The sequence below is a fragment of the Streptomyces sp. NBC_01433 genome (assembly GCF_026340105.1).
GTDB lineage: Bacteria > Actinomycetota > Actinomycetes > Streptomycetales > Streptomycetaceae > Streptomyces.
Window position 1 is genome coordinate 5,840,941 of record NZ_JAPEPM010000001.1, and the last position, 26,004, is coordinate 5,866,944.

A 26,004-nucleotide genomic window follows, 5' to 3' on the forward strand; every position below is an offset into this window, starting at 1 on the left:
GCGGTACGCAGCCGGCTGCCCGGCCATCGCTTCCCACGCTGCCGACAGGCGAATTGGTCCCCGAAGACGTCATGGAAGTGGACCTTAAGCCGAGCCGGTTCGGAATCTAGCGTCAGCGGCATGAACGCACCCTCTGTACGCGGGGTACTCCTCGCAGCCCTTGCCTGCGTCCTCGTGGGAGCCTCTTTCACGGCGAACAGCGTGCTGGGCGACTACCCGTACGCCGGAGGCCAGGCACTGCGCTACGGCCTGGCCGCACTGCTGCTCGTGCCGTTGCTGCGCCGCGACGGACGCTCCGGCCTCGCTCAGCTCCGTACCCTCACCCGACGCCAATGGGGCAGGCTCACTCTTCTCGCCGCAGTTGGCATGGTCGGTTTCAACCTGGCCGTGCTGGCCGCCGAACGATCGGCGGAACCAGCGGTTCCAGGCGTCTTCGTCGGCTGCGCGCCCATCGTCGTGGGCGTGCTCGTACCGGTGCTGGAGGGCCGCCGCCCGTCCCGCGCCGTCCTGTACGCGGCCGGGTTCGTGGCGGCCGGGGCGTTCACCGTCCAGGGCTGGGGGCGTACGGACCTCGCGGGCATCCTGTGCTCGGTGGGCGCGCTCGCGGGTGAGGTGGGGTTCGCCGTGCTCGCGGTGCCGGTGCTGCGCCCGCTCGGACCGAAACTGCTGTCGGCGACCGTCTGCGGCATCGCCGCCCTGGAGGCCGCGTTGCTCGGTGTCCTGCTGGACGGCGGCGGGTTCGTGCGGATGCCGACGCCCGGCGAGACGACGGCACTGCTCTGGCAGGCCGCCGTCGTCACGGTCATCGGCTTCGTCTGCTGGTACAGCGGGATCCAGCGCATCGGCGCCGAACGCGCCACGCTCTTCTCCGGTCTGATCCCGGTCTCGGCCGCCCTCACCGCGCCCCTCGTCGGAGCGGGTTCGTACGGCATCGCTCAGGGCGTGGGCAGTCTGCTGGTCGGTGCCGGAGTGGCGCTCGGCTCCGGTGTCCTGGGACGCCGCACGCCCGCTGCGGCCTCGGCGGGGCGTGCCGCCGGGTCAGCGGCTCGTGTCGAGGACGACGCGCGCGACCAGCGCCGGGTCGTCGTTCATCGGGACGTGGCCGCAACCGGGCAGCCGCACGAGCCGGGCGCGGGGGATCCGGTGCTTGGCCCGGATCCCCTGGCGGCGCAGCAGCAACCGGTCGCGGCTGCCCCAGGCGACGGTGACGGGAAGCCCCGGCACATCATCGGTGAAGCCGCCATTCCGGCCGACGGCCAGCGTCTGGTGAAATCCCGTCGCCTCGCGCAGGGCGAGGGTCTCGGCGACCACGGCCTCGGGTGAACGCCGGCCGGGCCTCGCGTAGATGGTGCTGGTGAGTGCCGCCCGCCCGGCCGTGCTCCGCGACATCCGCTCGATCATCGTCAACGGCAGCGACAGTGCTCCCCTGCGCATCGCGCGCAGGGTCGCGAAGGCGTAGCGCCGCTCGTGCTCCGTCCAGAATCCGGCCGGGGACAGCGCGGTCACCGAGCGGGCGAGCCCCTCGCGGCCCATCTCCAGGGCGAGCAGCCCGCCGAGCGAGTTGCCCGCCACGTGCGGACGGTCGAGGCCGAGCGCCGCACAGAAGGCGCCGAGAACGGGGGTCACCGACTCCAAGGCGTACGGGACACCGTCCGGCAGCGCCGGGGAAGCCCCGAATCCCGGCAGGTCCACGGCGATGACATCGCGCTCGGTGGCCAGGATCCGCAGCACCGGGTCCCACGCCTGACGGTGGTGTCCGATGCCATGGAGCAGCAGCAACGGTTCGCCGGAACCCATCCGTTCGTACGTCACGGAGACCGGGCGGGGGCCGTGGGCCGATTCGATGGTGAACGAGACCGTGGTGGCCATATCGCTGCTCCCTGAAGTGGGTAGACGTCGCGTCAACAACAATTACCGTTCGGTAGACCGCAGTTCAAGGGGCCCGGCGATTCCCGCTGGACAGCGTCCGGCGGGTCGGCTGGGATGGGGGAGTGACAGCCGACACCGCGACCGACCTCTTCGAAGAACACCGTCCCGTGCTCACCGGGGTCGCCTACCGCATGCTCGGCCGCGTCGCGGACGCCGAGGATGTGGTGCAGGAGGCGTGGCTGCGGTGGTCGTCCACGGCGCGTGAGGACGTACGGGAACCGAGGGCGTTCCTCGTGCGGATCACCACCCGCCTCGCCATCGACCGGCTCCGGCATCTCCGCTCACGCCGCGAGGCATACGTCGGGCCCTGGCTGCCCGAACCGGTCGTCACCGGCTTCGGGCCGTCCGTGCCCGACACCGCGGAACAGGCGGTCCTCGCCGATTCCGTGTCCCTCGCCGTGCTGGTCGTCCTCGAATCGCTCTCGCCGCTTGAGCGTGCCGTCTTCGTCCTGCGCGAGGCCTTCGGGTTCCCGTACGCCGAGATCGCGCTCGCCCTGGACCGCACCGACGCCGCCGTACGCCAGCTCGCCGGGCGCGCCAAGCGCCATGTGGAGGAGCGCAAGCCGCGCTACGACGTGGATCCGGCGGAACGGCGCGACCTCACCGAACGGTTCCTGGCGGCGGCGTCCGGCGGTGACGTCGAGCAGCTCCTCGCGCTGCTGGCCCCCGATGTCCGGCTCGTCAGCGACAGCGGGGGCAAGGCGAAGGCCCCGAGGCGGATCATCGAGACCGCCGACAAGGTCGGCAGGTTCCTCTTCGCGGTGGCGCACGACATGGAGCCGGGTATGGAGGTCCGGTTCGCGGAGTTCAACGGCGGTCCGGGCGTGGTGCTGTTCTCCGGAGGAAAGCCCGACAGTTTCTTCCAGGTGGATGTTCGTGACGGAGCCATTCAATGCGCCTATATTATTCGAAATCCGGACAAGCTCTCCGGTCTGTCCATCGAATAGTCGCCCGCCTCAGTGGTAAGGGCTGACTCCCCGCGCCTCACAGGTTCCTAATGTGCCTGGTCAGAGCCCCACGGGCGACCCCGCCCGCGGGGCTTTGTGCTGCGCGCGGCTCACCGTGTCAAGAACGTCCTGTGAACGCTCTGCGCCAAAGCCCCGTTTCGCTCCGTTACCGAATAAGGATTGGTCTTGACCAAGGGGGTGCGTCACCCTAAGGTCACCTTAAGACAGGAACCTTTAATAAATAACGTCGCGGAATAGACGCTGGGCGATTGCGGAGGACAGGGTGGGGACCACGCAGCTGGAATCGGTTCAGGAGCCGAAGTACTGGCACCTCAAGACCGTGCTCAGCGAGGCACTCGACTCGGACTTTGCGGTGGGAGCGGTCCTGCCCAACGAGCGTGACCTCGCGGCACGGTTCGGTGTCGCACGAGCCACGCTCCGCCAGGCACTGGAGCAGCTCGAACTCGAAGGCAGGCTGCACCGCCGCCGTGGCGTGGGGACGACCGTCGCCCCGCCGCGCGTGGGCATCGCGGTCTCCACCGCGCAGCACGACTGGACGGGCGGAGTCGCCGACGAGGCGTGGCAGCCCATCGACTGCGCCACCGACACGGCCCCGGCCGCGGTGACCGCCATGCTCGACACGAGCGCGGAGGAGCAGGTCCACGTGGTGCGCCGGATCCGTGTCACCCATGGCCAGTCGGTCGCCGCGGAGCTGCTGTACATCCCGGCATCGTCGGTGCCGGAACTCTCCGCGATCGACTCACCGTCCGGTCCCGCCCGCGCCCGGAGCGTGCTGCGCGAGCTGCACCGGCTGGGCCTCGAAGGCCAGGACCGTTCCGTCGAGCTCGGATCGGCCCGCGCGGACGACGCGAAGGAGCTCGACAGGCTCCCCGGCGCGCCCGTCCTCGTGGTCACCACCCGCTACTTCGCCGCGGGCGGCACCGCGGCCGTCTCCGTCGCCACCTACCGGGCCGACACCTGCCGGCTCACTTTCGGTGACTCGGGCGCGCTGGAGATCACCCACGACGAGCAGGCGCGCCAGGCATCCTGACGCCGCCCGGCTCCGCGCCGGGCAGCCCGAGCCGCCCGGGTTCAGTACGCGCGGTTCCTGGGTGATCGAGCCACCCCGCCCCACCGGCTACACATCGCAGCGCACGGCCCGTCGCACTCAGCGGCGGGCCGTTACCGTGCCGTCCACCGCGAACAACTGCTCCTCGACATGATCGAGTGCCAGCCGCAGGGCACCGGTGGCGACAGCCGCCTCACCCAGGAGCGACAGCGTCACTCTCGGAGGGCGCAGACAGTAGCGCGCCAGCTCATTGCGGAGCGGGTCCAGGACACCGTCCAGACCGGCCGCCCAGCCCCCGATCACCACCAACTCCGGGTCGAGCGCCAGGACCAGAGCCGCGACATCGTGCACCAGCCGCTGAATGAACCGCTCGACCGCCGCCCGCGCTCCGGCATCGCCGTGCCGGGCCTTGGCGAAAACAGCCGTCACGGCGTGCTCGTCCAGAGGAACCAGCGGTGTGTCCGTCGTCGACAACAGATGCTCCGGGGTCACATCCCTGCCCAGCAGATGCAGGGCGCCGATCTCACCTGCCGCACCACCGAAACCCCGGTGCAGGCGTCCGCCGATCAGCGACCCGGCCCCGGGGCTCAGTCCCGCCAGTACGAAGACGATGTCGTCGGACTCGGTCGCCGCACCCTTCCAGTGCTCGGCCACCGCCGCGGCATTGGCGTCGTTCTCCACGAGCACCGGGCAACGGAAAGAACGCCGCAGCCGCTCCCCGAGCGGCAGGCCGGTCCAGTCCGGCAGTGCGGTTCCCAGCCGCACAGTCCCATCCGCATCCACGATGCCCGGACTGCCCACACCCACCGCGCGCAGACTGCTCCTGGCCACCCCCGTGCGCCGCAGGACATCCGCGATCACGGCCCTGACCTGGTCAAGCCGGTCGTCCGCGCCCGCGGTCTCGGACACGGCACGCGACCCGGCACCGATGATCCGGCCGTCCAGCCCCGACAACATCGAGGAGACCCGGTGCGGCCCGATCTCGATACCCAGCAGATGCCCCGCCTCGGCACGGAACCGGAACCGTCGTGCCGGCCGCCCCTGACGCCGGGCCTCACTCTCGTCGGGCACGGCCTCGACGACCAGACCCGCTTCGAACAGCCCCTCGACCACGCCCTCGACCGTCGGCCGGGACAGACCGGTGATCCGGGTCAGATCAGTCAAGGTCGGAGTGCCGGCCCCTCTCAGGGCGTGCAGCACCACCGCGGAATTGATCCGCCGCAACAGCGAAGGGTCCCCACCGGTCAGCCGGCCCACCGTGTGTCCTCCCACCTCGTGCGCGCATGTCTGCCGGATCGTACTCGCTGGCCAGGGGCTCGGCGACCCGCAGCCGCAGCCGGTACCGAGCCGCAACCTACGTCATCGCGGAGCGACGAAACCGGACTCGTACGCGGCGATGACCGCCTGCGTCCGATCCCGCGCGCCCAACTTGCCCAGCACGGCGCTGACATGCGTCTTCACCGTCTCGACGCCGACCACCAGCTTGCCCGCGATCTCCGCGTTGGACAGCCCCCGGGCCATCAACCTCAGCACCTCGCCCTCGCGCTCCGTGAGCGCCGCCCGGTCCATGGCCGCCCTGGCCTTGCTCGTGCCGTACTCGGCCGCGAGCTGCCGGACCGCCGCGGGGAACAGCAGCGACTCGCCCTCGGCCACCAGGCGCACCGCATGCACGATCTCGGCGGGCCGGGCGCGCTTGAGCAGAAACCCGTCGGCTCCCGCCCGCAACGCCTCGTAGACGTACTCGTCGTTCTCGAACGTCGTCACCACCAGGATCTTCGGCGGATCCGGCACCGTCCGCAGCACTACCCGGGTCGCCTCGATGCCGTCCATCAGGGGCATCCGCACATCCATCGCCACCACATCGGGCCGCAGCTGACGCACCAGAGGGATCACCGCGGCGCCGTCGGCCGCCTCGCCCACCACCTCGATATCGGGCTGAGCCCCAAGGACGGCACGCAGGCCCGCGCGTACGAGAGGTTCGTCGTCGACCAGAAGAACGGTAACCGGCATCGGTTCAGCGTATGCGGTCCAGAGGGAGGCTCACGTGCACTCTCCACTCGCCGTCACAGGGCCCTGTTCTGGCCTCTCCACCCAGGAGCGCGGCCCGTTCACGTATGCCGCGCAGCCCACTTCCGCTGCCCGGCAGCCCGGACGATTCCGTCAGCGGATTGGCCACCTCCAGCTCCAGGCACCCGCTCATCACGGCAATCCTCACCCGGACGGGGACCGACCCGGCGTGACGCAGCACATTGGTGAGGCACTCCTGAAGAATGCGGTACCCCTCGCGGGACACCGGGCCCGGTACCTGGTCCAGGGTTCCGGACATCTCCGCGTCCACCGTGGCCCCGGAGCCGCGGGCCGAGTCGAGGAGCCGGTCGGCCTCGCCGAGCGTCGGCCGCCGGCTCACCGGCGTACCGGACTCCCGCAGCACCCCCAACACCCGCTCCAGATCGTCCAGCGCATCACGCCCCGTTTCCTCGATGGCGGCGAGTGCTCGCTCGGTGAACTCCGGATCGTTCGCGGTCCGTGCCGCACCCGCCTGCACCACGGCGACCGTCAGCGCATGCCCGATGGAGTCATGCAGCTCGCGGGCGATGCGATTGCGCTCCAGCAACTGCTCGGTGAGCTCTTCCAGAGCGGTCATTCGCTCCGCCGGTGAAGGCCCGAGCAGCTGACGGGCGGCCGTTGTGGCGAGCGCCCCCGCGAGAACGACCACGGGGAACAGCAGCACCATCGGCAGGGGAGCGAGCAGCAAAGCGGACCATCCGTGCGGATCGAAGTACGCGAGCAGTCCGTTGTCGCCGGGGTCCTTGCCCAGGCCGATCAGGATGAGGTCGACCGTGGTGGCGGGCAGCCAGATCGTCGCTCCCCCCGCCGCGAGGGCCAGCACCAACCGCACCTCCAGCCACAGAACGGTCCGCCAACGGTCCGCCCACGTAGCCGTGACAGCCGCGGAGATCGAGGCATCCGGACTGCCGCGCTCGTCAGGGGTGAGGAGCAACTGCGCCTGGACCCCTTCCGCGAGGCGCATCGCGGGGATGAGCCCCACCGGCACCGCGAGGAGCACCGGCATCCACGGTGTGTCCATCGAGATGAACAGCCACACACTGACGACGGCGGCCGGAATGAGCAGATGCAGCCAGCGGGTGTAGGTGACCGGCCTGGCCAGCGGAGTGAGGAAGCGGCGCATGCCGTCATCGTGTCAGCCGGGCAGCACGCGACGGCTCCCCCGAGCGAGGGAGACGAACCCCCCGGCCGGGGGAGGCAGAGCAGCGGGTGCGGGGGCCAGGCTGAGGACATGACCAGGATCGACGTGCACGAACTCACCAAGGAATATGGCTCCACCCGTGCCGTGGACCGCCTCACGTTCAGTGTGCTGCCCGGCCGGGTCACCGGATTCCTCGGTCCGAATGGTGCGGGAAAGTCCACCACCATGCGGCTCGTCCTCGGCCTCGACCGGCCGACCGGTGGCACGGCAACCGTGGGCGGGAAAAGCTACGCCGCGCTGCACAATCCGCTGAATCGGGTCGGTGCGCTGCTCGACGCCCACGCGGCTCACGGATCGCGCACCGCGCGTAACCACCTGCTCGCCCATGCCACCAGCAACGGCATAGCCGCCGCCCGGGTGGACGCCGTGCTGGAGGAGGCCGGACTCGGACAAGTTGCGAGAAAGCGGATCAAGACCTTCTCTCTCGGTATGCGACAACGCCTCGGAATCGCGGCCGCGCTGCTCGGCGACCCGGAGGTGGTGATGCTGGACGAGCCGTCCAACGGACTGGATCCGGAAGGCATCGTCTGGATCCGGGAGCTGATGAAGCGGCTGGCCCGCGAAGGCCGTACGGTTCTGATCTCCAGCCATCTCATGAACGAGACATCGTCCTTCGCCGACCACTTGGTGGTCCTCGGCAGAGGCAGACTCCTCATCGACATGACGACGCGGGAGTTCCTCGACTCCCGCAGTCGGCCCCGGGTGCGAATGCGCACGACGGAATCCAGCAGGCTCCGAGACATGCTGTCCCGGAAAGGCCACCCATCCGCGCAAGGCGACGACGGGAGTTGGACGGTCGACGGCGCCAAGGCGGCGGAGATCGGCGTCCTGGCCGCTTCCGAAGGCATCCCTCTCCTTGAACTCATCGACGAGCAGATGACCTTGGAACAGGCATACCTCGATCTCACGAGGGACGAGACGGAATTCGCGGCCGCCACGGCGTCGCCCATGAGTCGCCAGGAGGTGTGACCATGTCCCCGGCCGCAGTGCTCCACTCCGAGTGGATCAAGATCAGATCGATGCGGTCCGTGTCCGGTTCGCTGTCCGCGGTCTTCGTCGCGACGCTTGTCGCCACTGTTCTCACGTTCGCCACGATCGGCCGGGCGGAGGCGGGCAACGCGGATGCCGAGCCGGTCTTCGACGCCTTCTACGCCCTGAGTTTCGGACAGATCGCGGCCATCAGCTTCGGTGCGACCGCACTCTCTTCGGAGTTCCGCAACGGCGCTCTGCGGATATCGCTGTGCGCTGTCCCGCGCCGCGGCCTCTTCTACCTGGCCAAGATGACAGTCGTGGGCGGCCCGGCCCTTGGCGTGGGGCTCATCACCAGCTTCACCACGTTTCTGGTGGGACAGCTCTTCATGGGGGACTTCGCGATCGGCCTCGGGCATCCGGGCGCACTGCGGGCGGCCTTCGGAGGGGGTGTCTACCTCGCGCTGATGGCGCTGTTCGCGGCAGGGCTGGCGGCGCTGTTTCGCAGTGCTGCGGCAGTGCTCAGCCTGCTCATACCCTTCATCCTGATCGTCTCCTTCGTGATCGGGGACATCGCGGGCAGAGTGTCTCAATATCTTCCGGACCGGGCGGGCCAGTTGGTGTTGCACCAGAATCCCGACGGCAGCCTCGGACCGTGGACCGGACTGTTGGTGACAGCGGCCTGGGCCGCGGCCGCGCTGCTGGCAGGCTGGTGTGCGATACGGAACCGGGACGCGTGAAGCCCCGAGACGCGGGGAGAGGGAGAGAACCCGGGAGACGAAGCTGCTCCAGTTCTCCTGGCGTGCTTCACGGGCGCGGGCCAAGATGCCACTTGTCAGTGCCAGGCGGTTTACTGATGGCATGACGACCGCACATCACCTCCACCTCATCGATGGGATGCGCACCAGGGAGTTTCCCGCGGAGCGCATCCCATGGGGCTCGGGAGTCAGCGGACCCGGATATCACACTGCTTCCCTGCACACGGATGAGGAGCACTGGGATGACGACGAGCCAGGAGGCCCTGAGCACCGGGCCCAGTGTCTCGCGGAGCACGACGCGCTGCTGACACTGCTCACCTCGCGCTGGGGCGAGCCGCAGTTGATGAGCCTGTGGAGCGCGCAGGAGCGGATGATGGCGGGCGAGGTGATACCCGAACCGTGGGCCGATCCGGTCGCCGGTTGCGAGTACCTTCAGCTCTGGCGGATCGAGGACCGGTGGATCGCGGTGGGACTCTTCCTGGAGGAGGGCGGCCCCGGCTTCGAGCTGACTGTCCTGGTGACCGTGATCGACCCGCCCTGATCGGCTTACCCGCAAGGAATGTACAGATCCGGCTCTCCGGCCCGGGGCTGACGGGATGGCGAGGGCTCGTGGGCCCCGAGGCACCTGGGTGAGGGCTCGGTTTCCGCGGCGTTCAGGGACAGGCTGAAGGGGGCCACTCGACGGCTTCACGGAGACGGGCGTACTCGTCGGCCATGGTGTGGACGGTCCAGTGGGCGTTGAGGCCGCTGGGGTTGGGCAAGGCCCAGACGCGTGCGCCGCCGATCCGTCGGTCCTGCGGGCCGATCCGCGCACGGCGTTCACCGAAGGCTGTGCGATACGCGGTGATACCGACCACGGCGAGCCACAGCGGGGCGAGCCGTTCCGTCTTCTCCGCCAGGATCCGGCCGCCTTCCCGGAACTCGTCGGCGCCGAGTTCGTCCGCCCGAGCCGTCGCACGGGCCACCACGTTGGTGATGCCGAGTCCGTGGGCCGGCAGTTCGCCCTGTTCCGCGGGCTTCAGCCGACGGGGCGTGAAGCCCGAGAGGTGGAGCACCGGCCAGAAGCGGTTGCCGGGGTGGGCGAAGTGGTGGCCCGTGACGGCCGTCATCAGGCTCGGATTGATTCCGCAGAACAGCACACGCAGGCCGCCCGCGACCACATCGGGAACGACGCGATCGCGGGCGGCCTGGAGCTCTTCGGGTGTCATCAGGCGATTGTGGTGACCGTCAGAGGATGGAGCCGGGGGTGTAGGCCGCGGCCTCCGGGTGCTGCTTCGTGATGTCCTCGATCCGGGACACCAGCGCGGTGACCTGGTCACCCGCCGCACCGGTGAAGGACAGCTTGTCGGCCATCAGGGCGTCCAGCTGCGCGCGGTCCAGCGGGATGCGCCCGTCGGCGGCCAGCTTGTCCAGCAGCTCGTTGCGTTCCGCGCCCTGCTCCCGCATCGCCAGCGCGGAGGCGACCGCGTTCTCCTTGATGGCCTCGTGAGCGACCTCGCGGCCCACCCCGGCCCGTACGGCGCCCATGAGGACCTTGGTGGTGGCCAGGAACGGCAGGTAGCGGTCCAGCTCCCGCGCCACGACAGCCGGGAACGCGCCGAACTCGTCCAGCACCGTCAGGAAGGTCTCCAGCAGGCCGTCGAACGCGAAGAAGGCGTCCGGCAGGGCCACCCGGCGGACCACGGAGCAGGACACATCGCCCTCGTTCCACTGGTCACCGGCCAGCTCACCCGTCATCGAGGCATAGCCGCGCAGGATCACCATCAGACCGTTCACACGCTCGCAGGAGCGGGTGTTCATCTTGTGCGGCATCGCGGACGAGCCGACCTGGCCGGGCTTGAAGCCCTCGGTGACCAGTTCGTGGCCGGCCATCAGCCGGATGGTCTTCGCCACCGACGAGGGGGCCGCCGCCAGCTGGACCAGCGCGGTCACCACGTCGTAGTCGAGTGAGCGGGGATAGACCTGGCCGACCGAGGTGAAGGCCTGGGCGAAGCCGAGGTGCCCAGCGATGCGCTGTTCCAGGTCGGCGAGCTTCCCGGCGTCTCCGCCCAGCAGGTCGAGCATGTCCTGCGCCGTGCCGACCGGGCCCTTGATGCCGCGCAGCGGGTAGCGGCCGAGGAGGTCCTCCAGCCGCCCGTACGCCACCAGCAGTTCGTCCGCCGCGGTGGCGAAGCGCTTGCCGAGGGTCGTCGCCTGAGCGGCGACGTTGTGCGAGCGCCCCGCGATGACCAGCTCGCGGTACTCGGCCGCCAGCTTGCCGAGACGGGCCAGGACAGCCACCGTACGGTCGCGCATCAGCTCCAGTGAGAGCCGGATCTGCAGCTGTTCGACGTTCTCGGTCAGGTCCCGGGAGGTCATGCCCTTGTGGACCTGCTCGTGGCCCGCGAGAGCGTTGAACTCCTCGATCCGGGCCTTCACGTCGTGCCGGGTGATCTTTTCGCGCTCGGCGATCGAGGCCAGGTCCACCTGGTCGAGGACGCGCTCGTAGTCGGCGAGAGCCGCGTCGGGGACCTCGATCCCGAGGTCCTTCTGGGCGCGCAGCACCGCCAGCCACAGCTGACGCTCCAGCTTCACCTTCTGCTCGGGGGACCAGAGGACGGCCAGCTCCGTGGAGGCATAGCGGCCGGCCAGGACATTGGGGATGCGAGGCTTCGCAGACACAGCAGTCACGTAAACAGATTCTACTGGCGGTTTGTGCAGGCCAGCGCCGCAGGCCTGTTTGTGGCTTGCTACGAACGCGCGCAGAGGACGGAAGCGACGAGTGGGGCCGCGATCCCCTGCCGTCGGGTGGTGAGTCCCACCGCCTGCACCCGGAGGCGGCGGATGCCCAGAGGCGTCGGATACCCGAGAGAGCCTCGGATGCCGGTGCACCGGCATCCGAGGTGCTGTCAGTGTGCGGAGTCCTCCACCCGGCGCCAGCTCGTCACCGGGCCCGGAGTGGCGGAGTCGTCGGGCGTGATCCAGAAAGCCCGGCCCGTTTCGGCGCTGAACTGAGCCCCCGACCGCCCGTCCCCCGACGACCGGCCGGTGAGCCGACGCCCTATCCAGGGCACCAGATGCTGCCGGGCGAAGCGGAGGTCGTCGACCCGCCGCGTCGGCCAGCGCGGAGGCGGCGTCGCCCGCATCGGCGTCCGCCAGTCGAGCTCGGAGGGGAGACCCAGCGTCTGCCAGACCGCCTCGGCCACCCTGCGGTGCCCTTCGGCGGTGAGGTGCAGCCGGTCGACGTCCCACATCCGGGGATCGCCGAGCGACGGCGCACCGTACAGGTCCACCACCAGTGCGCCGTACCGGTCGGCCAGGTCGTCGACCAGCGAGAACAGCTCCTCCATGCGCGGACGGAAACGTTCCATCACCGGGCCGTTGCGACCGGGGCTGCGCATCAGTACCAACTGCTTGCAGGACGGAGCCAGCCGCTCCACCGCCTCTTCGAGCCGTCCGCGCACCATGCCCATGTCGCACTTGGGCCGCAGCGTGTCGTTGAGACCGCCCACGAGGGTGACCACATCCGCCTGCATGGCCGCCGCGGGGGCCACCTGCTCGTCGACGATCTGGCCGATCAGTTTTCCGCGTACGGCGAGATTGGCGTACCGGAATCCGGGGGACCGGGCCGCGAGCCGGGAGGCGAGGACATCGGCCCACCCTCGGTACGTGCCGTCGGCCAGCAGGTCCGACATGCCCTCGGTGAACGAGTCGCCGACCGCGACAAGACTGGTGTAGGAGGCATTCAATTCCATGGCCCTGCGATCGTACCGTGGCAGCCGCGCCGGGGTCCGGGCGTCCGGGGCCGGTGCCGGGGGCTGAGGCAGGGGACGCGGGACAGGGGACACGGGAAAGGGGAAAGGGGAAAGGGGAAAGGGGCGGGGACAGCTGCCGCACACACCAGCTGTCCCCGCCCCTCCTGGTGACTCAGCGAGCCTGTGGCCTGCCCACGAGCTCGCGCAGTACGTCCTCCATCGTGACCATGCCCGCCAGCCGGTCGTCCTCGTCGAGGACGGCTGCCAGGTGCGTACGGCTGCGCCGCAGCGCGGTGAGCACGTCATCGAGCGGGGTCGCCGCGCGCACCCGCGCGATCGGCCGCATCGCGGTCACCGGGAAGGGGACATCACGCGGTGTCGCGTCCAGCGCGTCCTTCACATGGAGGTAGCCCAGGATGCGTTCCTCGGTGTCCATCACGGGAAAGCGGGAGAAGCCGGACTTGGAGGAGAGGCGTTCCAGTTCCTCGGGCGTGGTGCCGATCCGGGCGTAGACCACCCGGTCGACCGGCATGACCACGTCCCGTACCGGGCGACGGCCCAGTTCCAGGGCGTGCCGCAGCCGCTCCGCCGAGCGGTCGTCGACCAGCCCGGCATCCCCGGCGTCCTTCACCAGCCGCGCGAGTTCGTCGTCCGAGAAGGTCGCGGACACCTCGTCCTTCGTCTCCACCCGCAGAAGCTTCAGGAGCGCGTTGGCGAAGGCGTTGATCGTGAAGATCACCGGGCGCAGGGTGCGGGCGAGGGCCACCAGGGGCGGACCGAGCAGCAGCGCGCTACGGGCCGGTTCGGCCAGCGCGATGTTCTTGGGCACCATTTCGCCCAGCAGCATGTGCAGATACGTGGCCACGGACAGGGCGATCACGAACGAGATCGGATGGACCAGTCCTTGCGGCACACCCACCGAGTCGAAGACGGGCTCCAGCAGATGCGCGATGGCCGGCTCCGCGACGATGCCCAGCACCAGCGTGCAGAGCGTGATGCCGAGCTGGGCCGCCGCGAGGAGCGCCGATACGTGCTCCAGGCCCCAGATGACGCTGCGGGCCCGCCGGTTCCCGGCCTCCGCCTCCGGTTCGATCTGGCTGCGGCGTACGGAGATCAGCGCGAACTCCGCGCCGACGAAGAAGGCGTTGACCACGAGGGTCAAGAGGCCGATGAAGAGCTGGAGGGCGATCATCGCGCGTCCTCCATGTCTTCCTCGGAGCCGGGCAGCGGGGCGTGCAGAAGGGCACGGGCGGCGCGGCGCCCGGAGGCGTCCACCACATCGATCCGCCAGTCGGCCAGTTCGACGGTGTCACCCACCGCCGGGATGCGGCCGACCTCGGTGGCGATCAGCCCGGCCAGCGTCTCGTACGGTCCGTCCGGCACCCGCAGCCCGATGGTGCGGAGCTGGTCGGTGCGGGCCGCGCCGTCGGCCGACCACAGGGTGCGTCCGTCGGCGTCCTCACCGGCGGGGGCGAGGTCCGGTGTCTCGTGCGGGTCGTGCTCGTCGCGCACCTCGCCGACAACCTCCTCGACGATGTCCTCCAGCGTCACCACGCCGGCCGTGCCGCCGTACTCGTCGATCACGACGGCCATGGCGAGCTTGCCGGACAGCCGGTCCAGCAGCCGGTCCACGGTGAGTGTCTCCGGTACGAGAAGGGGTTCGCGCAGCATCTCCGAGACTCGTCTGCGGGACCTCTGCTCCGCCGGGATCGCCAGCACGTCCTTGATGTGGGCCACGCCGACGACCGTGTCGAGGCTGCCCCGGTAGACGGGGAAGCGGGACAGCCCGGTCGCCCGGGTGGCGTTGGCCACATCCTCGGCCGTCGCCTGCATGTCAAGGGCGGTGACCTGGACCCGCGGCGTCATCACGTTCTCCGCTGTCAGTTCGCCAAGGTTGAGGGTGCGGACGAAGAGCTCGGCGGTGTCCGCCTCCAGCGCGCCCGCCTTGGCGGAGTGCCGGGCCAGTGCCACCAGCTCCTGGGGGCTGCGGGCCGAGGCCAGTTCCTCCGCCGGTTCGAGACCGAAGCGGCGGACGATCCTGTTGGCGGTGTTGTTGAGGTGGCTGATGAAGGGGCGGAACACCGCGGTGAACGCGCGCTGCGGTGTCGCGACCGCCTTGGCCACGGCCAACGGGGAGGAGATCGCCCAGTTCTTCGGGACGAGTTCGCCGACCACCATCAGGACCACGGTGGACAGGGCCGTACCGATCACGAGGGCGATCGAGGACGACACGCCGGGTGAGAGGCCGATCGCCTCCACCGGTCCGCGGATCAGCTTGGAGACGGACGGTTCGGAGAGCATGCCGACCACCAGGTTGGTGACCGTGATGCCGAGCTGTGCGCCGGAGAGCTGGAAGGTGAGGCTGCGAACGGCCTTCAGAGCACTCGACGCGCCCCGGTCGCCCCGCTCCACGGCCCGTTCGAGCTCGCCTCGCTCCACCGTGGTCAGAGAGAACTCCGCGGCGACGAAGGCGCCACAGGCCAGGGCGAGCAGTACCGCGACGAGCAGCAGAAGCACTTCGGTCATCGGTTCACCTCCGTCCCATGATCGGGCAGGGTCAGGAGGATCGCGCGATGTCGGCGATGTCGGCTACTGGGAGGCTCGCCCATGGGCGGACGCTCACACCTTTCGAAGAGGGGGCGGTCGAAATGAGATCCCATAGTAAAGGATCGGCAAAGTCGCATGCGGGTGGTCGATGTCGTATGCGGGTGGTCGATCGAGGGTAGTCGGTTCCTCCTCGGGGGTCATCCGGTCAGGTGCTTCACCCACCGGCTCCACTGGGGTTCCGGGGCGTATCCCGCGGCTCGCCAGGCACGCCGCGCGAGATCATTACGGTCGAGCACCATGGCGTCTCCCCGTCGCCCGCCCAGCCGGACGAACCGTTCCTCCGCTGCCGCGAGCAGTGCGCCACCGACGCCCCGGCGGCGCTGATCCGGGTGGACCGCGAGCCGGTACAGATGGCAGCGCCAGCCGTCGAAACCCGCGATCACGGTTCCGGCGAGGGCGCCGTCCCGCTTCGCGAGGATCAAGGACTCGGGGTCGCGTTCCACCAGGTGTGCGATGCCGTCCCGGTCGTCACTGATGCTGGTGCCCTCGGCCGCCACCTTCCAGAAGGCGAGAACCTCGTCCAGGTCGGCGGGCGTCGCGGTGCGTATCGAAAGATCATCCATGCGGCAATCCCAGCACCGGGCGGCCGGGGCGTCGACAGTGTTTCGGAATGCGATACCTCCCGTGCCCGGTAGGTCGCATTCCGTAACACTCAGGCGTATTCCAGCGAATTCCGACATATTCCGTAAGAATTCAACGTGTTTCGAGCGCGTGATGTGTTCCGACATATTCCGACATATTCAGGTATGGAACTCCGTGCTGCCGCCCGCGCGGTCAGCTGCCCGCCAACTCCTCGATCACCAGTCCGAACGCCTCCATCGACGGCTCCAGCACGGTCAGATACGAGAAGCCGAACCGTTCCCGTTGCTCGCGCAGCTGGTCGGCGATCTGCCGCACGGTGCCGACCGCGAACAGCGGCAGCTCCAGCAGCGTTTCGTCGGCGAGGTGGGCGAAGGGCGGCTGCAGGTCGCTCACGGCCCCACGTCGGTCCCCGGTCACCGCGACCTTCTGGAGGAGCAGATTCAGCTCTGCCGGGGTCGTCCGGTCACTCGCGAACCCGTGATACGCGGCGACCCGCTCGTCGAGCTGTTCGGCGGTGATCATGGTGAGTGAGCCGTCACTCCCCGCCGCCGCTCCGGTGAACGCCACGATGTCGGCGTACTCGGCCGCGAGTCGCAGGACCCGGTCCCCGTTCCCGCCGATCATCAGCGGGGGCCGGGGCCGCCGCACGGCGGCGGGCAGGTGGGTCTCGTCCCGCAGGAGCCGGTCCACCTCCTCGACCGTGCGCCGCAGGTGGTCCACCCGGCCGCCGGGGGAGAGGAAGGGGAGACCTGCCTGTTCGTGCTCCTCACGTACGTATCCGGTGCCGATGCCCAGCTCCAGGCGGCCCTCGGTGAGCGCGTCCGTCCCGGCCGCCTCACGGGCCAGCAGCGTCGGATTCCAGAAACCGGCATTCAGTACGAACGTGCCGACCTGGGGCCGCTCCGTGGCCTCGGCGGCCGCGACCAGGGCGGGAAAGGGCGCGGGCATGCCCAGATGGTCCGGGACCAGGATCACGTCGAATCCGAGCTGCTCCGCCCGGCGGCAGCGATCGCGCCACTCCACGCTGCCGGTCAGTGTCAACATGTTCACGCCGAAGCGGAACGGCCTGGTCATACCGTCTCCTCACTCCGCCGGTGCCCCGAGAGCCCCGGCGGTACGGAACGCCGGTGCGCCGGGGCGCACAACGGCGGTGGACCGGTGGATGGTCCGATCGATGGCCTCGCCACCCACCATGCCAAGCGCACGGCGGGGCGTCCGCCGAACCGGAGAATCCCGTGATCCGTGGCGCGAGAACGGTGTACGGGGCACCTCCGGCTCCCTCTTGCCGCTGCTAGCGGAGTCGCGCTAGCGTGAGGCTGTGCCCAAGACTCAGCTGAACGTTCGAGTGGACGAGGCCACCGCCGAGGCCGCGCGGCAGCGCGCGTTGCAGAGGGGGATGAGCGTGAACCGCTATATAGAAGAGCTCGTCAAACAGGACGCGGGCGAAGTAGGACACACCTTCGTCGAAGCGGCGGCCGACTTCATGAAACAGTACGAATCGGTGTTCGCCGATGAGTTCGGCCCGGAGCGCGAAGGTACCCGTTGAACCTACGGATCGACCTTTCCTGGCTGCTCATGGTCGCCGAGCACAAGACGCCCGGTGATCCGCAGGTCGTCGACTGGGGCGCGCTCGTCGCCGCGGTGAGCCGCCACGAGGCGGAGATCTTCGGCAGCCCCGTCTACAGCGACCCGCATTCCCGGGCCGCGGCCCTGCTGCAACTGCTGCTCCACGTTCCCGCGCTCGAACGCTCCAACGCCATGTTCGCCTCGGCCGTGGCGTACGGCTATCTCGTCGCCTCAGGGCTGAAGGTGATCACCTCGCCCGAGCAGGTGCGGGATCTGGCCCGGCTCGTCAAGGAGGGCAAGGCCGACGTGCGGGCCATCGCGGACGAGCTCCGGCAGTGGAGTGTGTGAGAGCCCTCCCGCGAGGCCTCCCACCCGGCCGGTATCGGTCGCCGTACGACCGTCCGGTCGACGTGGGACCGGACGGCCGCTCCGCGCCCTGACGGCTGCCCTGCGCCAGTACGGCGACCCACCCCCGCAGTACGGCCACCCGTACGTCCGCACCGTCATTCCGTCGCGCCGGGCCCGTCCACCGTGAAGGGCCGACGGGCCACGCCCAGGACGCAGGGGGAGGACGGGACCTGCACGCCCTTCTCCGGAATTCGCAGCCTGCGGTACGTCCCCGTCTCGAAGCCCGCGGCCTCGATCGCGGCGAGGGGGTCGCGCGCGGTGTGACAGCCCCCGAAGAGCAACGGCCAGACGGTCCGGTCCGCGGCACGCTGTGCCGCGGCCAGCGCCCGGCCCGGGGCCAGCCCGTGTTCGAAGAAGCGCAGTTCCCCACCGGGCCGCAGGACGCGCTTGAGCTCGGCGAGCGCCCGGGGCAGGTCCCGTACCGTGCACAGGACCAGTGAGGCCACGGCCACGTCGAACGCCTCGCTCTTGACCGGCAGTGCCTCCGCCGCGCCGGGCACGACATCCACCGGCACCTCGGACCGCAGTGCCGCACGGACCGCCAGTTGCCGCAGGGTGCGCTCCGGTTCGATCGCCACCACCTCGGAGACGGCGGCCGGGTAGTGCGCGAAGTTCAGCCCGTTCCCCGCGCCGATCTCGATCACCCGGCCGGACGCCCCGGCCAGCAACTCCCGGCGGTACGCGGCGATGCCGCCCCGCTGATCGGCGCTCACGCTCATCCGGGCATAGAACCGGGCGAAGACCGGGTGGTGCACGGCGTCCCGGGGGATCTTCGTGCTGCGCAGATGCATGACGGGCCTCCGTGGCGGGAAAGCAGCGGCTGCCTTCGATTCTCCCCCGTACCGGCCCGCTCAGCCCCCCGTCGTCCAGGTACGGACCCCGCCGAGCTCCGGAGCCAGCCAACTGGCCGCCCGCGCCCTGAAGTCGGCGGGTGTCAGCGCCCCCGCCCCGGCCGGGACGGCGCCCAGCAGCGGGGCACCGGCCACCACCGGCAGGTCGTCCACATTGCACCGTGCGGCCAGATCCGGCTCGGCCGGCATGCTGCCCACCACCACACCGAGGCACGTCAGGCCCCGTGCCCGCAGGGCCTCCGCGGTCAGCGCCGTGACATTGAGCGTGCCGAGACCCGCTTGCGCCACCACCAGCACCGGCGCCGCCAGCAGCCGGGCCGCGTCCGCGAGCGTGGCGCCCTCGTCGTCGAACCGCACGAGCAGCCCGCCCGCGCCCTCCACCAGCACCAGATCGTGCTCGGTGGCCAGCTTCTCGGCCGCCTCGGCGACCTCGTACGGGCGCACCGGCGCGAGACCGGCCCGCCGCGCCGCTGTCGCCGGGGCCAACGGCTCGGGGAACCGCGCCAGTTCGACCGCCGTCACATGCGCGCCCGCCAGGCGCACCACCTCGGCGGTATCCCCCGGCTCCCCGGGCTTGAGGCCGGTCTGGGCGGGCTTGAGCACCGCGACCCGGCGGCCCCGGGCGGCCGCGGCCATGGCGGCGGTCACCACCGTCTTGCCGATCTCGGTACCCGTACCGGACACCACCAGAATCGTCATCTCAGCCCTCCTCGGCCGCCGCGCACACGGCCCGGCAGATCAGCGCCACATCGTCATCACCGGTCACATAGGGCGGCATCGTGTACACGAGATCGCGGAACGGCCGGAGCCAGACACCCGTGCGTACGGCCGCCCGGGTCGCGGCCTCCATGTCCACCTCGTGATCGAGCTGTACGACACCGATGGCGCCCAGCACCCGCACATCGACGACACCGGACAGACCGGCCGCGGCGGCCAGGCCGTGCCGCAGCCCGGCGCCGATCCGCCCGACCTCCCGCTCCCAGTCCTGGCCGACCAGCAGATCCACGGACGCGCACGCCACCGCGGCGGCCAGCGGATTGCCCATGAACGTCGGGCCGTGAGCCAGCACCGGAACCTCGCCGCGAGAGATGCCCTCCGCCACCCGGGAGCTGCACAGCGTCGCCGCCATGGTCAGATAACCGCCGGTCAGCGCCTTGCCGACACACATCACATCGGGGGAGATCCCGGCGTGTTCGGCGGCGAACAGCTTTCCGGTGCGGCCGAAGCCGCTAGCGATCTCGTCGAACATCAGCAGGACGTCGTTCTCGTCGCACGCCTCGCGCAGAACCCGCAGATACGCGGGCGAGTGGAACCGCATACCGCCCGCACCCTGCACCACGGGTTCCACGATGACCGCGGCGAGTTCATCCGCGTGGAACGCGATCAGTTCCCGCAGGTGGCGTATGTAGCCGGGGTCCGGCTCCGCGTCGAAACCGTCCGGTGGCGCGTCGGCGAACACCTGCCGGGGGAGCGCCCCCGACCACAGCTCGTGCATCCCGCCCTCGGGATCGCACACGGACATCGGCTGCCAGGTGTCCCCGTGGTAGCCGCCGCGCCAGGTCAGCAGCCGGTGCTTGGCCGGTCGCCCCGCCGATCGCCAGTACTGGAGGCACATCTTCACCGCGACCTCGACGGAGACGGAGCCCGAGTCGGCGAGGAAGACGTGCCGCAGCGGCTCCGGGGTGATCTCCACCAGCCGTGTCGCCAGGCGCACGGCGGGCTCATGGGTGAGCCCGCCGAACATCACATGGCTCATCCGGTCCAGCTGACCGCGCGCCGCGTCGTTGAGCACCGGGTGGTTGTAGCCGTGCACCGCCGACCACCAGGACGACATGCCGTCCACCAACTCGCTCTGCCCGTATGCGGGTTCGGCGAGCCGGAGCCGTACGCCGGACGCGGACTCCACGACCAGCGGTTCCTGCCGGCCCGGCATCGGACCGTACGGATGCCAGACGTGCGCCCGGTCCAGGGCGCGCAGTTCGGCGGGGGCGAGCGCGGGCGTGCGCGGGAGCGGGAGTGCTACGGACGACTCGGGGGCGTAGGTCTCAGGCATTGGGCGCGAGATCCGTACCGGCGCCCCGGCGGCGGACCGCCACCAGATCCGTGCGCGCCGCCGGGACCTCGGCGGGAACGGACTTCTCGCCCGCCGCGGCCGTGTCACCGCAGGGTGCGCAGCCGCCCTCGTGCGAACCGCAGCCGCCACCGGCCGGCACCCGGTGCTCGGGCAGCGTCGTCGTTCCCGCGCCCTCCACCTCGAAACCGGCATCGGCGATCATGTCCAGGTCCGTCTGGCCGGCCTGGCCCTCACTGGTCAGATAATCACCCAGGAAGATCGAGTTCACCAGGTTCAGGGCGAGCGGCTGCATCGAGCGCAGATGTACCTCGCGCCCGCCCGCGAGCCGGACCTCGACGTCGGGGCAGACGAAGCGGACCATGGCCAGAATGCGCAGGCAGCGCTGCGGGGTGAGGTTCCACTCCTTGGCGAGCGGGGTTCCCTCGAACGGGATCAGGAAGTTCACCGGAACGGAGTCCGGGTCCAGCTCCCGCAGCGAGAAGACCACGTCCACCAGGTCCGCGTCGCTCTCACCCATACCGGCGATCAGCCCGGAACAGGCCGAGAGCCCCGCGGCCTGCGCCTGCTGGACGGTCTCCACCCGGTCGGCGTAGGTGTGCGTGGTCGTGATGTCTCCGTACGTCCCCTCGGACGTATTGAGGTTGTGGTTGTACGCGTCCGCTCCCGCCGACCGCAGTCGGCCGGCCTGCCCGTCGGAGAGCAGACCGAGACAGGCGCAGACCTCGACGCCCTCGTTCTGCTCCTTGATCGCCTCGATGGTCCGCGACACCCGGTCGACATCGCGGTCCGTCGGCCCGCGTCCGCTCGCCACCAGACAGACCCGCTTCGCCCCGCCGGCCACCCCGGCGGCCGCGGCCTTGGACGCCTCGTCGGGCTTGAGCCACGTGTACTTGAGGATCTCCGCCTTCGACCCCAGCCGCTGCGAGCAGTAGGAGCAGTCCTCGGGGCAGAGCCCGGACTTGAGGTTGACCAGATAGTTGAGCTTCACGCGCCGCCCGAACCACTGGCGGCGCACCTTCCCTGCGGCGGCCACCACATCGAGCAGTTCGTCGTCGGAGGTCGCCAGCACGGCGAGCGCTTCTTCGCGGGTCGGCAGTTCGCGCCGCAGCCCCTTGTCCACCAGCGTGTTCAGCAGGTCCATGGCCTCGATCCTGGCCTACGGCGGGGTCTCCGGCCAAGGAGGAACCAGACAGGAGAGCCGGGTGAGCGTGTGTGTATTGCCACACCCTGACCTGCTGCGCACCCGGCTAGGGTCTGTGAGCTGCCTACAAAAGGGACCGCCTCATGTCCTTCGCCCCGTTCGACTGGATCGACGACGAGGCCCGCCGCCGCGCCGCCGCCGGACTCGTCCGCACGCTCCGCCCGCGGCCCGCCGAACCGGACGTCCTCGACCTCGCGAGCAATGACTATCTCGGCCTCACCCGGCACCCCGAGGTCACCGCCGCCGCCGCCGGAGCGGCGCACCGCTGGGGCGCGGGTGCCACCGGTTCGCGGCTGGTCACCGGATCCACCGCGCTGCACGCCGAACTCGAACGCGAGCTGGCCGATTTCTGCGGCTTCGAAGCGGCCCTGGTGCTCTCCTCCGGATACGCGGCCAACCTCGCGGCCCTTACCGCGCTGTCCGCCCGTGGCTCGCTGATCGTCTCCGACGCGGGCAACCACGCCTCGATCGTGGACGGTTGCCGCCTCTCCCGGGCCGAGACCGCCATCGTTCCGCACGCGGACCCCGAGGCGGTGAGCAAGGCGCTGCACACGCACGGCGGGCGGGCCCTCGCCGTGACCGACTCGGTCTTCTCGGTCGACGGCGACGCCGCCCCGCTGCCCGCGCTCGCCGACGCCTGTCGCGCCGAGGGCGCCGCACTGCTCGTCGACGACGCGCACGGTCTGGGTGTGCTCGGGGACGGCGGACGCGGCGCGCTCGCCGCCGCCGGACTCGCGGGCGGCGAAGACATCGTCGCCACGCTCACCCTCTCCAAGTCCCTGGGCAGCCAGGGCGGAGCGGTTCTCGGTCCGGCCCGGGTCATCGACCACCTGGTCAACACGGCCCGTACGTTCATCTTCGACACCGGACTCGCTCCGGCGGCGGCGGGCGGAGCCCTCGGCGCGCTGAGACTGCTGGGCCGGGAACCGGAACGCGCGGACCGGGCCCGAGCGGTCGCCGCCGCCCTGTACGAACGGCTGACCGAAGCCGGACTGACCGCCGTCCGGCCCGACGCCGCGGTGGTCTCCGTGCGCGCGCCCTCCGCGGACGCGGCGGTGCGTTGGGCGGCCGACTGCCGCGCGGCCGGGCTGATGGTGGGATGTTTCCGTCCGCCGTCGGTGCCGGACGGCATCTCCCGTCTTCGGCTGACCGCGCGGGCCGACCTCACCCAGGAGCAGATCACGACCGCGGTGGACACGGTCGTACGCACCGCTCCCCGGGCGGAGGCTGTCCCGGTCAGCTGACCGGGCGGTCGTGCAGCCCTGTGACGAACGACGTCCAGGCTGTCGCGGAGAAGCGCAGCGCCGGCCGGCCCACGTCCTTGGAGTCCCGTACGGCCAGCTGCTCACCGTTGAGCGGCGCGGTCTCCACGCAGTTGTTCATTCCGGTACTGCGGCTGCTGCGGCGCCACCGTAACGCGGGCTGTGCAAGGCGGTCGGACATGATGCACCCCTCGGGCAGTCGGAAGGTCCAAGGGGGAGCCCGGCGGGTCCGGCCCGACAGCCCGGCAGGTCCTGCCCGATCTCCCCCTAGTCGCCGCGGTTGACCGCGGCGATGAGGTCCAACGAACGCTCCGGCGACAGCGCGTGAGCCTGCAAGGTGCGGAAGGCCGAGCTGTACGCCTCAAGGTCTTCTTTCCGCTCCAGATAGAGGCTACTCGTCAAATGGTCAAGAACGACCACATCCAGATCAGAAATGTTCGGAAAGGAGAAAATAACGAAAGGACCTGTGAGCCCGATGTAGCCGCCGACGTTGAACGGCAGTAACTGGAGTTGTACGTGCGGTAATTGGGCCACACGTGTCAGATGGGTCAGCTGGTCCTTCATCACCTCGGGCCCGCCCACCTCGCGCCGCAGTACCGCCTCGTCGAGCACGGCGGTGAAATGCAGTGGCGTTTTCGCCCACAGAACCCGCTGGCGGGTCAGCCGCACCTCCACCAGCGAATCCAGCTGCCCGGCCGGCAGCCCGTCCAGCGACGCCCGGGTCACGGCACGTGCGTACTCGGCGGTCTGGAGCAGTCCGGGCACCACCGACGTCTCCAGCGTCCGCGCGGTCCTCGCCTGGGACTCCAGGCTGATGAAGTCGCGGTACTGGGGCGGGATCAGGCCCCGGTACGCGTGCCACCACCCCGTACCGCCGCCACCCGCCGAACCGGCGAGCACTTCGAGGAGAGCGCGCAGCTGCGTGTCGCGTACGCCGTAGGCGTCCAGCAGCCGGGTCACATCGGCAGGACTCACCCCGCTCGCGCCGGTCTCGATACGGCTCACCTTCGACTGGTGCCAGCCGAGCAGGCGCGCCGCGTCCCGGCTGGTCAGCCCGGACGAATGGCGAAGACCGCGCAACTCCTCGCCCAGCTTGCGTCGGCGTACCACGGGGCCGTGCTGCATGCCGGCCTCCTTCCGCTCATACAGGGAGAGCCGGCCCGCACCGGGGTCCGGCCCGCAGAGAGGTCAGTGTGCCGCGCGTTCGAGCCCCGCCGGAGCAGAGTTCACCGCTTCGAGCGACAGATATATGCATATCTTGGTCGATCGTCGTTACAGAGGGCAGCATCAGTGGCAATCTGGCGCGAAGCACAATCCTGGCCGATCGCGGGTCGGCCGGGGCGGGAAGGGACGGCGTCGCCATGGCAGACCATCAGGAAGCAACCGTCACTCTGCCGAGCGATCCGGTATCGGTCTCCTCGGCCCGCAGGTACGTCGCCCGGACGCTGGCCGAGTGGGGCATGTCCGACGGCACCGAGCTCGCCGACACCATCCGGCTGATCGTCTCGGAGCTCGCCACCAACGCCGTGCAGCACACGTTCGGGCAGTCGCCCACCTTCACGGTGGACCTCCGGCTGGACCGGGAAGAAGAACTGCACCTGGGGGTGACGGACAGTCACCCCCGCTGGCCCCAACGGCTGCCTGCCGCCGTGCAGCAGGACAACGGACGCGGCATGGTGATCATCCGGGCCCTGGCCAAGGAGTTCGGAGGACGGCTCACCGTCACTCCCACCGCGGAGGGCGGCAAGACCGTCTGGATCGCCCTGCCCTGGACGCTCCCGGTCCAGGGCTGACCCCGGCCGGTCGCCGCCGTCCTAACGCGCCGCGGCACCGCGGCCGAAACCGCTGCGCATCAGTGCCATCAGGGTCGACGCCGCGGCGCTCGCCCGGTCGCCCCGGTGCGCGACGGAGATCGTCCGCCGGAAGGCCGCGGGCTCCAGCCGTCGCACCGACAGCGGGGTCGGGGACATGGCGGCGACCATCTCCGGCACCACGGCCACCCCGAGCCCCGCGCTCACCAACGCGCACACCAGGGCGTAGCCGGGCGACTCGCACACCACGGCAGGGCTGGCCCCGGCCTCCGCCAGAGCTCGCTCCACCCCGCGCCGGGGCGGATGCGTGGGTGCGCTGCTGATCAGCGGCCGGCCCGCCAGCTCCGCGACGGGCAGCCGGCCCGTGCCCTCGGACAGCATGTGGCCGACCGCGGTGATCAGGACCAGCTCCTCGACCAGCAGAGGCTCGATGGTGACGCCTGCGGGAGGCGGATCGGCGGCCGCCGGTTCGTACGTGTGGGTCAGGGCGAGATCGACCTCCCCGGCGGCCACCGCCGCGACCGTGCCGGGCGGCTCGTAGTCGGTCACCGCCAGCTCGACATCGGGGTGGGCGCGCCGGAACGCGCTCAGGACAGGCGGCAGCAGATGGATTCCGGCCGTGGTGAACGTGCCGACCCGCAGCCGCCCGCCGGAGAGCCCCGCGAGCTGGGCCAGCTCGTGCCGCGCCTGGTCAAGCTCGTCCAGGACCCGTCTGGCCCGGCCCGCCAGTAGCTCACCGGCGGACGTGAGCCGGGCGCCACGATGGTGGCGTACCAGGAGCGCCGCACCGGCCTCGCGCTCCAGCTTGGCCAGCTGCTGGGAGAGGGCGGGCGCGGTGTAGCCCAGGCGGGCCGCGGCCCGAGTGATCGATCCGGCCTCGGCGACCGCCACCAGCGCCGCGAGCCGTGTCGGGTCGTACATTAAGCGTTCCTTTTGGCAGACCCAGAAGATTGCAAGTACACGCTAAA

27 protein-coding genes and 1 pseudogene are annotated in these 26,004 nt (G+C 70.3%); 10 read left to right on the top strand and 18 right to left on the bottom strand.

Going from position 1 to position 26,004, the window contains the following annotated elements:
• Positions 1-120 precede the first annotated feature (120 nt).
• Positions 121-966: pseudogene (locus OG413_RS26175) on the top strand (DMT family transporter); the annotation flags it as partial.
• Between the two features lie 72 nt (positions 967-1,038).
• On the opposite strand, the gene OG413_RS26180 reads toward OG413_RS26175, so the two are convergent.
• Positions 1,039-1,869 (bottom strand): alpha/beta fold hydrolase, encoded by an 831-nt coding sequence (locus tag OG413_RS26180; protein ID WP_266809279.1) that lies wholly within the window; start codon positions 1,867-1,869, stop codon positions 1,039-1,041.
• Between the two features lie 122 nt (positions 1,870-1,991).
• On the opposite strand from OG413_RS26180, the gene OG413_RS26185 reads away from it, so the two are divergent.
• Together OG413_RS26185 and OG413_RS26190 are read left to right on the top strand one after the other, a co-directional pair.
• Complete coding sequence (locus OG413_RS26185) at positions 1,992-2,876, top strand: RNA polymerase sigma-70 factor (protein WP_266809281.1); 885 nt, start codon at positions 1,992-1,994, stop codon at positions 2,874-2,876.
• Between the two features lie 283 nt (positions 2,877-3,159).
• Positions 3,160-3,927, top strand: coding sequence for a GntR family transcriptional regulator (locus tag OG413_RS26190; RefSeq protein ID WP_266809282.1), 768 nt, complete (start codon positions 3,160-3,162; stop codon positions 3,925-3,927).
• Positions 3,928-4,044: 117 nt separating this feature from the next.
• Here the strand turns inward: OG413_RS26190 and OG413_RS26195 are convergent, their stop codons facing one another.
• The 3 genes from OG413_RS26195 to OG413_RS26205 form a co-directional block, all read right to left on the bottom strand.
• A complete protein-coding gene (locus tag OG413_RS26195) occupies positions 4,045-5,202 on the bottom strand; it encodes an ROK family transcriptional regulator (protein ID WP_266809284.1) in 1,158 nt (385 codons plus the stop codon).
• Positions 5,203-5,304: 102 nt separating this feature from the next.
• Entirely contained in the window at positions 5,305-5,955 is a 651-nt protein-coding gene (locus tag OG413_RS26200; RefSeq protein ID WP_073718773.1) for a response regulator transcription factor, read from the bottom strand.
• Positions 5,956-5,959: 4 nt separating this feature from the next.
• Positions 5,960-7,135, bottom strand: coding sequence for a sensor histidine kinase (locus tag OG413_RS26205; RefSeq protein WP_266809286.1), 1,176 nt, complete (start codon positions 7,133-7,135; stop codon positions 5,960-5,962).
• 108 nt (positions 7,136-7,243) lie between these two features.
• Here OG413_RS26205 and OG413_RS26210 point away from each other — a divergent pair, with 108 nt between their 5' ends.
• From OG413_RS26210 to OG413_RS26220, 3 genes are all read left to right on the top strand, one after another.
• The gene (locus OG413_RS26210; RefSeq protein WP_266809287.1) at positions 7,244-8,182 is read left to right on the top strand and encodes an ATP-binding cassette domain-containing protein; all 939 of its coding nucleotides are present in this window, start codon (positions 7,244-7,246) and stop codon (positions 8,180-8,182) included.
• Positions 8,179-8,922, top strand: coding sequence for an ABC transporter permease (locus OG413_RS26215; protein WP_266809288.1), 744 nt, complete (start codon positions 8,179-8,181; stop codon positions 8,920-8,922). The genes OG413_RS26210 and OG413_RS26215 overlap by 4 nt, the downstream gene beginning before the upstream one ends.
• A gap of 121 nt (positions 8,923-9,043) precedes the next feature.
• A complete protein-coding gene (locus OG413_RS26220; RefSeq protein WP_266809289.1) occupies positions 9,044-9,481 on the top strand; it encodes a hypothetical protein in 438 nt (145 codons plus the stop codon).
• Positions 9,482-9,593: 112 nt separating this feature from the next.
• Here the strand turns inward: OG413_RS26220 and mug are convergent, their stop codons facing one another.
• From mug to OG413_RS26255, 7 genes are all read right to left on the bottom strand, one after another.
• Positions 9,594-10,148: a G/U mismatch-specific DNA glycosylase gene (mug, locus tag OG413_RS26225; RefSeq protein ID WP_266809290.1), complete on the bottom strand. Its 555-nt coding sequence runs from the start codon at positions 10,146-10,148 to the stop codon at positions 9,594-9,596.
• Positions 10,149-10,167: 19 nt separating this feature from the next.
• Entirely contained in the window at positions 10,168-11,610 is a 1,443-nt protein-coding gene (purB, locus tag OG413_RS26230; RefSeq protein WP_266809292.1) for an adenylosuccinate lyase, read from the bottom strand.
• 218 nt (positions 11,611-11,828) lie between these two features.
• Positions 11,829-12,674, bottom strand: coding sequence for an SGNH/GDSL hydrolase family protein (locus OG413_RS26235; RefSeq protein WP_266809294.1), 846 nt, complete (start codon positions 12,672-12,674; stop codon positions 11,829-11,831).
• Positions 12,675-12,846: 172 nt separating this feature from the next.
• Entirely contained in the window at positions 12,847-13,866 is a 1,020-nt protein-coding gene (locus tag OG413_RS26240; RefSeq protein ID WP_266809296.1) for a hemolysin family protein, read from the bottom strand.
• A complete protein-coding gene (locus OG413_RS26245) occupies positions 13,863-15,200 on the bottom strand; it encodes a hemolysin family protein (RefSeq protein ID WP_266809298.1) in 1,338 nt (445 codons plus the stop codon). The genes OG413_RS26240 and OG413_RS26245 overlap by 4 nt, the downstream gene beginning before the upstream one ends.
• A gap of 218 nt (positions 15,201-15,418) precedes the next feature.
• Complete coding sequence (locus tag OG413_RS26250) at positions 15,419-15,844, bottom strand: GNAT family N-acetyltransferase (protein ID WP_266809300.1); 426 nt, start codon at positions 15,842-15,844, stop codon at positions 15,419-15,421.
• A 211-nt stretch (positions 15,845-16,055) separates the two neighbouring features.
• The gene (locus OG413_RS26255) at positions 16,056-16,937 is read right to left on the bottom strand and encodes an LLM class F420-dependent oxidoreductase (protein ID WP_266809302.1); all 882 of its coding nucleotides are present in this window, start codon (positions 16,935-16,937) and stop codon (positions 16,056-16,058) included.
• A 244-nt stretch (positions 16,938-17,181) separates the two neighbouring features.
• Between OG413_RS26255 and OG413_RS26260 the strand changes: the two genes are divergently transcribed.
• Both OG413_RS26260 and OG413_RS26265 read left to right on the top strand, forming a co-directional pair.
• Positions 17,182-17,409 (top strand): antitoxin, encoded by a 228-nt coding sequence (locus OG413_RS26260; protein WP_073718784.1) that lies wholly within the window; start codon positions 17,182-17,184, stop codon positions 17,407-17,409.
• Positions 17,406-17,777, top strand: a complete 372-nt coding sequence (locus tag OG413_RS26265; protein WP_073718785.1) for a fic family toxin-antitoxin system, toxin component — start codon at positions 17,406-17,408, stop codon at positions 17,775-17,777. The genes OG413_RS26260 and OG413_RS26265 overlap by 4 nt, the downstream gene beginning before the upstream one ends.
• A gap of 155 nt (positions 17,778-17,932) precedes the next feature.
• Here OG413_RS26265 and OG413_RS26270 read toward each other — a convergent pair whose 3' ends face one another.
• From OG413_RS26270 to bioB, 4 genes are read right to left on the bottom strand one after another with little or no spacing between them, the layout of a single operon-like run.
• On the bottom strand, positions 17,933-18,628 hold the full coding sequence (locus OG413_RS26270; RefSeq protein WP_266809306.1) for a class I SAM-dependent methyltransferase: 696 nt from the start codon (positions 18,626-18,628) through the stop codon (positions 17,933-17,935).
• A gap of 60 nt (positions 18,629-18,688) precedes the next feature.
• Positions 18,689-19,387 (bottom strand): dethiobiotin synthase, encoded by a 699-nt coding sequence (bioD, locus tag OG413_RS26275; protein ID WP_266809308.1) that lies wholly within the window; start codon positions 19,385-19,387, stop codon positions 18,689-18,691.
• 1 nt (position 19,388) lies between these two features.
• Positions 19,389-20,741, bottom strand: a complete 1,353-nt coding sequence (locus OG413_RS26280) for an adenosylmethionine--8-amino-7-oxononanoate transaminase (protein WP_266809310.1) — start codon at positions 20,739-20,741, stop codon at positions 19,389-19,391.
• A complete protein-coding gene (gene bioB / locus OG413_RS26285; RefSeq protein ID WP_266809312.1) occupies positions 20,734-21,903 on the bottom strand; it encodes a biotin synthase BioB in 1,170 nt (389 codons plus the stop codon). The genes OG413_RS26280 and bioB overlap by 8 nt, the downstream gene beginning before the upstream one ends.
• 143 nt (positions 21,904-22,046) lie before the next feature.
• Here bioB and OG413_RS26290 point away from each other — a divergent pair, with 143 nt between their 5' ends.
• On the top strand, positions 22,047-23,207 hold the full coding sequence (locus OG413_RS26290) for an 8-amino-7-oxononanoate synthase (RefSeq protein ID WP_266809314.1): 1,161 nt from the start codon (positions 22,047-22,049) through the stop codon (positions 23,205-23,207).
• Here the strand turns inward: OG413_RS26290 and OG413_RS26295 are convergent.
• Both OG413_RS26295 and OG413_RS26300 read right to left on the bottom strand, forming a co-directional pair.
• Positions 23,200-23,406 (bottom strand): DUF397 domain-containing protein, encoded by a 207-nt coding sequence (locus OG413_RS26295; RefSeq protein WP_266809316.1) that lies wholly within the window; start codon positions 23,404-23,406, stop codon positions 23,200-23,202. The genes OG413_RS26290 and OG413_RS26295 overlap by 8 nt on opposite strands.
• A gap of 86 nt (positions 23,407-23,492) precedes the next feature.
• The gene (locus OG413_RS26300; protein WP_266809317.1) at positions 23,493-24,350 is read right to left on the bottom strand and encodes a helix-turn-helix transcriptional regulator; all 858 of its coding nucleotides are present in this window, start codon (positions 24,348-24,350) and stop codon (positions 23,493-23,495) included.
• Positions 24,351-24,586: 236 nt separating this feature from the next.
• Between OG413_RS26300 and OG413_RS26305 the strand changes: the two genes are divergently transcribed.
• Entirely contained in the window at positions 24,587-25,018 is a 432-nt protein-coding gene (locus OG413_RS26305; RefSeq protein WP_266809318.1) for an ATP-binding protein, read from the top strand.
• Between the two features lie 21 nt (positions 25,019-25,039).
• Here the strand turns inward: OG413_RS26305 and OG413_RS26310 are convergent, their stop codons facing one another.
• Positions 25,040-25,957, bottom strand: coding sequence for a LysR family transcriptional regulator (locus OG413_RS26310; protein ID WP_266809320.1), 918 nt, complete (start codon positions 25,955-25,957; stop codon positions 25,040-25,042).
• Between the last annotated feature and the right edge of the window lie 47 nt (positions 25,958-26,004).